The 9,932-nt window shown below is 40.8% G+C and carries 6 protein-coding genes; 2 read left to right on the top strand and 4 right to left on the bottom strand.

Translation table 11 applies throughout. From position 1 onward, the window contains the following. From FN809_RS12640 to FN809_RS12625, 4 genes are all read right to left on the bottom strand, one after another. Window positions 1-314, bottom strand: a 314-nt coding sequence (locus FN809_RS12640; protein ID WP_394348168.1) for a GAF domain-containing protein, incomplete at its 3' end; no start/stop codon positions are given. 83 nt (window positions 315-397) lie between these two features. Beyond that, a complete protein-coding gene (locus FN809_RS12635) occupies window positions 398-895 on the bottom strand; it encodes an RNA polymerase sigma factor (protein WP_142533892.1) in 498 nt (165 codons plus the stop codon). Between the two features lie 285 nt (window positions 896-1,180). Further along, window positions 1,181-5,185: a T9SS type A sorting domain-containing protein gene (locus FN809_RS12630; protein WP_142533891.1), complete on the bottom strand. Its 4,005-nt coding sequence runs from the start codon at window positions 5,183-5,185 to the stop codon at window positions 1,181-1,183. Window positions 5,186-5,479: 294 nt separating this feature from the next. After that, a complete protein-coding gene (locus FN809_RS12625; protein WP_142533890.1) occupies window positions 5,480-6,388 on the bottom strand; it encodes a right-handed parallel beta-helix repeat-containing protein in 909 nt (302 codons plus the stop codon). A 109-nt stretch (window positions 6,389-6,497) separates the two neighbouring features. Here FN809_RS12625 and FN809_RS12620 point away from each other — a divergent pair, with 109 nt between their 5' ends. Together FN809_RS12620 and FN809_RS12615 are read left to right on the top strand one after the other, a co-directional pair. Next, the gene (locus FN809_RS12620) at window positions 6,498-7,430 is read left to right on the top strand and encodes a mechanosensitive ion channel family protein (RefSeq protein ID WP_142533889.1); all 933 of its coding nucleotides are present in this window, start codon (window positions 6,498-6,500) and stop codon (window positions 7,428-7,430) included. A 156-nt stretch (window positions 7,431-7,586) separates the two neighbouring features. Beyond that, window positions 7,587-9,932 (top strand): TonB-dependent receptor, encoded by a 2,346-nt coding sequence (locus tag FN809_RS12615; RefSeq protein ID WP_142533888.1) that lies wholly within the window; start codon window positions 7,587-7,589, stop codon window positions 9,930-9,932.

Genomic DNA, 9,932 nt, shown 5'->3' with positions numbered 1-9,932 from the left:
CTGCATGCGATGTGTCCCGGAAATGTGTCTACATCGTCCACTATTACAGTAGCGCGGGTATTGATGCCTGCCCAGCAAACACCCGTGTCTTTTTTTAGTTGCAGACAGGCTACAGGGCCTTGGTAGGGACCCACTAATAATTCGCCTGTTTGGAGTAAGTAAAAGCCGGTCCAGAAAAAACCTTTCATTTTGTGGTGAAGTAGCGCTGTTAGCGTGGCCATGCGTGAGGTGGGATCCTTAACCGGAGCGGTTAGCTTTTCGAGCTGATGATATAATCTTTTGTATTTGGATAGTTTAGGGCTTATTTTTTCCATAGTACATTGATTTAAAAATAAAATGCAAGATAACTATTAAAAGTTGATCTTGCATTATTCAAATCTGATATGTGAAAAAAATCCTAATCCGCCAGCATACTTTGCAGCTTTTTGCGTGTAAAAAATATCCGACTTTTAACTGTACCTATGGGAAGGTTGAGTTCTTCTGCAATTTCCTTATACTTAAAGCCTGATGTGTGCATAGTAAAAGGAACTTTGAATTCATCCTCTAATTTTTCGATACTTTGATTCATTTCGTTTACCGCCTGAACCATTTCAGGCGTTTCAGAGGTGTAGTTGCCCTTAAAAGCTACACGGTAGGCATCTTCGGCCGATTCAAAAGTATTCCTGGTTTTTTGAATCCTACGGTAATTATTAATAAAAGTGTTTTTCATGATGGTAAACACCCATGCTTTAAAATTTGTGTTGGATACAAATTGTTTTCTATATGTAAGCGCTTTTAAAGTCGTTTCTTGTAGAAGATCATTGGCATCTTCTTCATTTGCGGTTAAACTAAGCGCAAAATACCTAAGTCTGTCTTGCAAACCCAGTAAGCTCTCGTTAAATTGCGTTGCTGTCATGGTGTAATGTTTTGCCTGTTTAATTCTACTTTTTTCTTCTGGTAATTGTTCAACAAATATAGTGAATTCGTAAACAATACCAAAAGAGCTTAAACTCTTATACTATTTTATTTATATCGATTCTAAATAGCGAATAATGCAATGTGCTTAATATCAGAAGTATAAATAAATACTTTGTCATCAATTTAAATTACGGTTATTTTTCTGAATCTATAATGGCTTGTTTAGGGATGATGAATAGCCAGCTTACTTGGATAATTATGTATTTTTAAATAGTTAGCGGCGTTAATGAATTCTTATCTTTTCCGTTTTTTCTTGATTGTTCATTTGTATTTTTACTAAATAAATACCCTTGCTTACCCGGGGTATATTAATTTGTTGTTCATACACTTCGGTGCCTTTAAAGTAAGAATGTTTTGAAATTTCCTGGCCCGAAACAGTATAAATACCAACATCAACAGATCCAATATAAACGTCAGTTATTCTCAGGTTTACATGGTTGTTTGTAACGGGGTTGGGAAATAAATCAATTGCAAAAGTAGTTGCTAAGTCATCGTTAACGCTGGATAGTGTTCCTTGTATGCGAACATTGTCGATACTCCAGCCCCAACCGGCTGTAAAATGATCGGAGTGAAGCCTGAAGCGAACCAGAATAGTGTCATCCGCGGTAAATGTGTCATATAAATCGATATGATGGTTGGTATAATCTTTAGCTGCCGGGTTGCTTTCGTATGTTTTGCCTGCGGAAGACCATGCCGCATTGTACGAAAAGTCATAACCATCTGAAAGGGCATGCCAGTTTAATCCGTCTTTGCTCCCTTCCATTATGGCATAATCGTAAAAATCTACCGAAGGGTACACAGCTCCACTTTCGCCAGTTTCCAGATACGCTATGTCGTAATATTTGATATAGGCCAACTCCGGATTGTCCGAAACAATGATAGGGTATTTTAGGGTATAATATAAATCGGTATTCTCAGGGTAGGGGTGAGGAGAATGGATGGCGGGGTTGTTGAAATAACCATCGTGGATGGAAAAACCGTATCCTGTAAAATCATTTATTCTATCTTCCTCGCTAAAATCGTTTACATAGTTTTTTTGTGCTGTATAAACTGACCCGGGCGATAAGTTTACAGTATTTGATATGTATTGCTGTCCATTTAAATAGCCATGTATATATAGTATATCCGAAGATTCCATTAAGCCAAAGTTGATATCACTTTTGTTGTGGGGTGTTATGTTGTATACAGTTGTTAGCAATCCATTGTTATTGTAAAGCTCAAATGAATCTAACCGGCTTTCGAAAGTGGTGTTTAAAACAAGACTGCCATTGGGCCGAATGCCTGCCATATTGATGTGCGGATGGGGGAGGGTATTGGCCAGTCCGTCCATTTTTACCGTCCAAACACCTAAACCATGTGTACCAAGGATTACCTCATCGCCAATAATTTTCATATCCCATATCGATACGGCCGGAATGCCGTTATCGGCATATTCCCAGGTGTTTCCGTTGTCGGAGCTAATAAATAAGCCTATTTCGGTACCTACCCACAGTTGATTAGTGTCGAAAGGCATAACCACCATGGTGTTAATAGCCACATCCGGGAATCCGTTGCTGCTTTGGTCGCTGCCCTCAATACCAAAACCTGTAATGTCCTCCCAGGTTTGCCCCAAATCTTCGGTTCTAAAAATTTTTGGATAGTTCGAAAAAGAAAACAACATATAAGCTGTTTCCGGTTCTGTGGGGTGTGTAATGAGGTTGCTTAACGGTCCCATGTCCATAAATGGTTCCAAGGCTGTAAAGCTTTCGCCACCATCCGTTGATACATGCAATTTTCCGGTATTATACAAGGGGTCGGTATTCATGTGTATGCCTGCCCATACTATGCTGGGATTGGCTTGGCTTATGGTTATTTTGGGTGAGGAATTACTAGTAAAGCCCCAATGAGCTCCCATGTTAATGTTCTTCCAACTGTCGCCAAAGTTGGTCGATTTCCAAAGGCCGGATGCACCCCCGGTAAATAACAGGTCGGGATCGGCCTGGGAGCTGGCAATGCGGGTAACAAAAGGGGAGGTTTCACTGTCATCGTTATCGCCCATCAAGGCACCAATATTAAGCCAGGATAAGCCCCCGTCGTAACTCTTTCGTAACTGGTTGTAATAATACGTGCCAATGATCATTTGTGGGTCGCGCGTATGCCATACCACATCAAAACCATCCCCTCCGAGTACATCTTTCCATTCCGACATTTTATCCGGGTCGTTGCCCGACAGGGTAGATCCATTATCCTGGAGCCCTCCAAAATACCTGTATTGTTTCGGATGCCGGGTGATACCGTAGTATTGTGAAGTGATATAGCCATTGGATTTAGACGACCAGGTGGAGCCGCCATCTGAGGAGTAACCTATTCCACCATCATTACCTACGATAACAGAAAACGGATTGCCGCTATTTTCTATAATAGTAATGTCGTGGTGGTCGGCATGTGAATAGTTGGGTTGGTCTGTTTCTGCCCACCAATTGCTAATGCGGGTGCTACTTAGCCTCCTATCTTTTAAACTATAGGATTCAATGCTTAGGTCACCTTCCGGAAGATTGCTATCGTTCCACACTGCACCTTCGATAAGCGTCGGATACAGCGCAGCCATTGTTTTATAATCACCGTTATTGGTTTGGATGAAGGTATTTTGTGCTGTCGCATTATAGGCCACGTTGTGAATCAATATCACTTCGTATCCGTCTTGGTATACGTCAAACTTGTTGTTGTTATTGTCATCTACAAACGAAGCATGCAGCTGTTCGCCCGTACTTGTGTTGGTTACCATAAAGGGCACACTAACATAGCCGCCGTATTCCAGTTTATTCATGTCTTCTGCAAAAAGTCCGCTCCAACTGTTCTCGGTGGTTTTCCTTTTTAATAAATGGCATTTTTGGCTTTTGTCAGTTCCAAACTGAATGCTAATGTTGTTGGTTTGATTGGTATATTCTGCTAATATAGTAACTCCTCCATTGGAATAAGTTCCTCCAAAATATCCAAATTGTAACAGCGACGACATGTTATTTTTTACATTGAATGCTTGCCTTCCGGTGAAGGCTATTTCGTTACCGACTTCAAAACTGAATAAATCAATGCCTCCTATAAAACCTTTACTGGCATGGGTAGGGTTAACGGCCATCACACTATTATACCATCCTTGTCCCTCCAAAAACCTGGTGGCATCGCCTGATTCGGTTGCCGAGGCCCACTCTGTGCCACCGTCATACGAATAGTATACATTCGATTCCTCGTCGATGGCATACAATTTTTCGGGTTCTTTTTTTGCGACAGTTATTTCAATTCGTCCTGCACCACTCATGTCGTGCACTAAAAACCAATTTACTCCACCATTTTCGGTTTTATAAATGCCTATGTCGTTTGCAGTAGCCCACAATATATTGTCGCTGTTGGGGTGTTTTATAATTTTTTGGTAACGTTGATTTAAGGGAGCTCCCAGGGAATACCAGCTTGTTCCTCCATCGGTTGATTTAACCAATCCGGAATTGGTGGCCGCCCATAAAATGTTTTCGTTGGAATGGGATATGGTAAGGCTGTTAACGTAATGAAAGCCGTATTTATCTTTTGTAGAGGCCAGCTGTGTCCATGTTGTACCTTTGTCGGTGCTTTTGAATATGCCGTTGCCACGCACTGCATCAATATTATAGTAGCCTTCGCCTGTGCCGGCATAAATTACCTGGCTGTTGGATGGTGCCATGCATAAGCTCACGGTGGCAAGGTTGGGGAGATCGGGCGAAATAATTTCCCAGGAACTGCCGGCATCGGTGGTTTTCCAAATGCCTCCTGAAACGGCTCCTGCAAACCAGGTTTTGCCTGTGGTGTCGTCCGGATCTACAATAATGCATCTTGTTCTGCCCCCTACATTGCCGGGCCCACGTTGTTGCCAGGGTAAGGATACTTTTGCCGATTTTAAAGATGCTCTTCGTGCTACCGCCGATTTGAGCGCATTAATTTTGTGGTTTGCTCCGTAGTTTTGCTTACCATAACCCGAAACAAGGCTTTGCAGATATTCTACGTATTTATCGGGTTTGTCGGGTTTGGCATAGCCATTTTTTCTGCGCTCTATTTTTTTGTTGATGCGCTGTTGAAGTATCTCGGTTGAAGCAAGTGGTTTTAAATGTCTTTTTTCTGCTTTTTGATGGGTATTGTAATGAAAAACGAAATAAAAACCAGCCAAAACTAGTATTGTGGTGAGTGTTATGTAAAAGCGCTTATTCATGAATTTTGATTTCATAGGGTAATAAAATTACGATTATTTCTCCAATGCCACTTAGTTTTTTCAGAACGGAATGTAAAAAGAAGTATTTAAAGTAAGAAAGCCACCGTCAACGTTCTGACAGTGGCTTTCAATCTTTAACCAAACCTAACCCTAAACTATGAGTTGATACAAAGATAATGATTAAGGGATTAAATGCAAGTAAAATGAGCTTTTTTTTCACAAACCAGGAAGCTACTTCGTTTTTTTTCATGGGCTTATCAATTAATATCCTATTAAGTGGGTTAAGCTTAACGCTGTATGATTTATAGATTATGATGGTGCATTTGTATCGCACACATTGTTTTCTATCTCAAATTGAACGTCACCTAAATTTTTATCAATATGTATGCAAGGGCTTGATGTTGTTGTGATTTTGTTAAAGCGCACGATGACGTTTTTTATGTGCATGTTTTTGTTTCCGTTGCTCGTAAATCCAATTCCTCCGTGATGTGTATCATAAATTTCATTGTTTTCAATCAATAGGGTTTCGCTTGATCCCGGGTGATCAGAAAAATAGTTGATACCAAATTTTGAGGAGTTAAATAAACGGTTGCCGGCAATATTACCTCCCGAACGAATGCTTATACAGTTGCCCTTGCGGTTGTGCAAGTGGCTAATGATGTTGTTTAAAATTTTAACACCGCGCCCCATGCTGTAAATGCCATGGTGAGGAGCTCCTAGCCCGGACGAAATTGTATCTAAACCCACATTATTGATTTGATTGTTGAGGATGCTTACATTACTGTTTACATTCGTTACCTGAATACCATTGGCATAGATAGAATCAAAGCGGCAATTTTTTATGATATTGTTTGTGGTAGATCCCCCGGACCATCGTAGCCGAATACCGTTGCCCTGTATATTAATAAATACACAGCTGTCGATGGTTATATGCGAAGCCCCGGAAAGCTCAATACCATTGGCGAGCATTTCTTCATTGACGGCATTGATATCCCTAAAAGTACAGTTTCTTATTATGGCACCGTTATATTTTTTGCCGACAAGGGATAGCGTCGATGTAAATATTTTATTTTGAATGATGACACTCGTGGGCAAGTCATTGCTTGTTTGGCTGCAATGCACAAGAAAAACAGTTGATAGGATTAGGAACATTCGTATGATAGCAAATAGATCTGTTTGGATGTTTTCTCGAACATTTTTTTTTTGAGTTCTTTCCATTTGTATATTTGTGTAAATTAATTGTCACACTTTAGTGATAGTCAATCTACTAATTTACAGATAAAACATTTTAATCGGATAAAAATTTACTTTTTTTAAAAAACATATTATGGAAAAATTTTTCACCTCAGAATTTTGGAGCGATTTAATTCAAACCTTAGGGATTTGGGCTTTTACGGAGTTGCCCGGTATACTTATAATAACCATTGGTTTACTTGTAGTATTGCGAATTGTAAAGTTTACCATGCGCAGGTTTAAAAAAGTACTAATCCACCGTGCCGAACAAGATGATTCAACAGATAATGCAGAAGCTACAAAAAGGATAAATACTCTTACCGGGATTATTTCAGGAACGGCTAAAATTGCTATTGTTACGGTGTATGTAATCATGTTGCTTAGTAAATTTAGTATTGATGTGGCGCCCCTCCTGGCCAGTGCCGGTATCTTAGGGTTGGCCGTTGGTTTTGGTGCCCAGGAGCTGGTACGCGATTACATCTCAGGTTTTTTTATGCTTTTAGAGGATCAGGTACGCACGGGCGACGTGGCCATTATCAATGGAACGGGAGGGGTTGTGGAGCGCATTGAGCTACGCACTATCACCCTTCGTGACTTGTCCGGAGTGGTGCATATCTTCCAGAATGGTAAAATAAGTACGCTTAGTAACATGACAAAGGATTGGTCGGCCATGGTATTTGATATAGGCGTGGCTTACAAGGAGAGTGTAGATGAGGTAATTAAGGTGATAGAGGAGGTAGCCGGTGAAATGGAAAATGAAGAGCCCTATAAAACGGGTATTATAGAACCCATTGAAGTTATGGGCTTGGATAAATTTGGTGATAGTGCCTTGGTTATCAAGGCGCGATTTAAAACCAAAGCCGGCCAGCAATGGACGGTAGGACGCGAATATCGTAAACGCTTAAAAGTGGCCTTTGATGCTAAAAATATTGAAATACCGTTCCCACATACTACTATTTATTGGGGAGATGAAATAGATCCGCTAAAACTAACAATGAACAAGGAGGAAAAACCTCAAAAAGCATAAAGAACTTTAAAGCATCACTAAATTCGGGTTGATCAATTTTTATTGTTAAAGGGCATTTCGTTTTTTTCACCTATTTTGCAACCATCAATGTATCCAATTGTCAATAGAATGGATACATGATGTCAAGCAACCTGTTTTTTTGAATTGTAACAATAGATGAATATTTTAAATCGCATCACCCTTCTGTTTATTCACCTCATTTTTTATGTCGCTGCCAATGCCGTTGCACCTGCCGATAAAGAATTGGTGGTGCTAAGTGGCCACATAAAAGATGGCGAAACGGGTGAGCTGTTGATAGGGGCAGCCGTTTACTTTAAAGATTTAACATCCGGAGCTACATCAAATGAATATGGGTTTTATTCCTATGCTGTTAAACCGGGAACTTATCAGGTAGATTTTATTTATTTGGGTTACCAAACCATCAGTAAAACAATAAAACTTACTACCCACACTACTGCAGATATAGAGCTGTATCCTGATAATAAAACCATAGCAGAGGTGGTGGTGACCTCGAAACGGGTAGATGCCCATGTTCGGGATGCCCAAATGGGGGTACAAAAACTACAGAGTAGAGATATTAAAGCTGTTCCGGCGCTCATGGGCGAGGTGGATGTGATAAAAGTGCTTCAGCTGATGCCGGGAGTGCAGGCTACCAGCGAAGGATCCAGTGGTTTTAGTGTGCGGGGTGGTAATCCGGATCAAAATCTCATCTTACTTGATGAGGCTATTGTGTATAATGCCGGCCATATGCTCGGTTTCTTTTCGGTGTTTAACAACGATGCTATTAAAGATGTGCAATTGTACAAGGGCGATATCCCGGCAAATTATGGCGGACGCTTGGCATCGCTGGTAGATGTGCGCATGAACGATGGCAACAATAAAAAATGGGAAGGCAATGGTGGTATTGGCCTTATTTCGTCCCGATTAACCTTGCAAGGTCCACTGGTTAAAAACAAAACTTCTATCATCGCCAGTGCCCGTCGTACCTATGCCGATATGTTTTTGCCCTTGTTTGTAGAAGAGGAAGATAAGGACAATAAAATTTATTTTTACGATATTAATGCCAAAGCAAAACATGTAATCAATAACAATAATCGACTGTATTTGAGCTTTTATACCGGGCGTGATGTTTTTAAGGAAACCCGATCGCGCATCAATTATGGTAACCGGACTTTTACCTTGCGTTGGAATCATGTGTATAATCCAAAACTTTTCTCCAATATTACGTTTATAGGCAGTAATTACGATTACAGTTTGGAGGCCGATGATGCCACCTCGGGTTTTATTTGGGATAGCAAACTGAGGGATTATAGTTTAAAAGTTGATTTTGATTATTATCCTAACCCAAACAATACCATCAGTTTTGGAGGACAAAGTATTTTTCATACTATGCAGCCTGCCACCGCTATGGGAACCGGTGATAGTCCGCTTTTAAATAAGATTGTATTGCCCGATGCCCATGCCTTGGAGCATGCCTTATATATGGCCAATTCGCAACGCATTGGCAGGTTAAACCTAAAATATGGCCTGCGCTTTTCAGGTTTGCAAAATATAGGCAGCGGTATTGTTTTTCAGTTTAACGAAAACTATGAGGAAATGGGTAAAAGGGAGTATCCATCAGGTGAGGTGTTTAATACCTATTGGGGCTTGGAGCCTCGCCTGGGGCTGTCGTACATGCTCAATAACTCGTCGTCGGTAAAGGGGAGCTATGCCCGCACCAGGCAGTATTTGCATTTGGCCAGCAACTCTACTTCGGGCACGCCTTTAGACGTTTGGTTTATGTCGTCGCCCAATATTGAGCCCCAAATAAGCGATCAGGTTTCAGTAGGGTATTTCAAAAACATAAAAAATAACACGATAGAAACATCGGTGGAGCTTTTTTATAAGGACATGCAAAATACCATTGATTTTAAGGATTATCCCGACTTGTTGCTCAATGATAAAATGGAAGGCGAGCTGCGTATTGGTAAATCCTGGGCTTACGGTGCCGAATTTTTGGTAAAAGTAAATAAAGACAGATATAGTGGTTGGATAGGGTATACCTGGAGCAAATCGTGGCGCAAGATACCGGAGATTAATGATGGGAATAAATACCTATCGCCCTATAGCCGTAATCACGATGTTTCTGTGGTACTTAATCGTATGGTGGGCAAACGTGGACACGTGGGTGTAAACTGGATTTACACCAGCGGATCCCCTATGACTTCACCTACTGGGCGTATGTTTGTGGCTGGCGATGTGGTTCCTATTTATTCGGCTCGTAATCAGGAGCGAATGCCCGATTACCACAGGATGGATGTGTCGTACACCTTGCAAGGCAAAAATAAGAAAAAACGGAAATGGCAGGGCGAATGGAACTTTGCTTTGTATAATGCCTATGGACGTAAAAATGCCTGGAGCATTTATTACGAGCAGGACGAAACCGACCCATACAGGGTGAAGGCCGTTAAAACCTATTTATTTCAGGTAGTGCCGTCTATTACCTATAATTTTAAATTTTAA

Origin of the sequence: Saccharicrinis carchari, assembly GCF_900182605.1 — a bacterium.
GTDB lineage: Bacteria > Bacteroidota > Bacteroidia > Bacteroidales > Marinilabiliaceae > Saccharicrinis > Saccharicrinis carchari.
This window is presented reverse-complemented; position numbering and strand designations above follow the sequence as displayed.

Excerpts from the sequence above, each read along its gene's own strand:
- FN809_RS12630 (WP_142533891.1), bottom strand. The coding sequence starts at position 5,185 with ATGAAATCAAAATTCATGAATAAGCGCTTTTACATAACACTCACCACA.
- FN809_RS12635 (WP_142533892.1), bottom strand. The coding sequence starts at position 895 with ATGACAGCAACGCAATTTAACGAGAGCTTACTGGGTTTGCAAGACAGA.
- FN809_RS12620 (WP_142533889.1), top strand. The coding sequence starts at position 6,498 with ATGGAAAAATTTTTCACCTCAGAATTTTGGAGCGATTTAATTCAAACC.
- FN809_RS12625 (WP_142533890.1), bottom strand. The coding sequence starts at position 6,388 with ATGGAAAGAACTCAAAAAAAAAATGTTCGAGAAAACATCCAAACAGAT.
- FN809_RS12615 (WP_142533888.1), top strand. The coding sequence starts at position 7,587 with ATGAATATTTTAAATCGCATCACCCTTCTGTTTATTCACCTCATTTTT.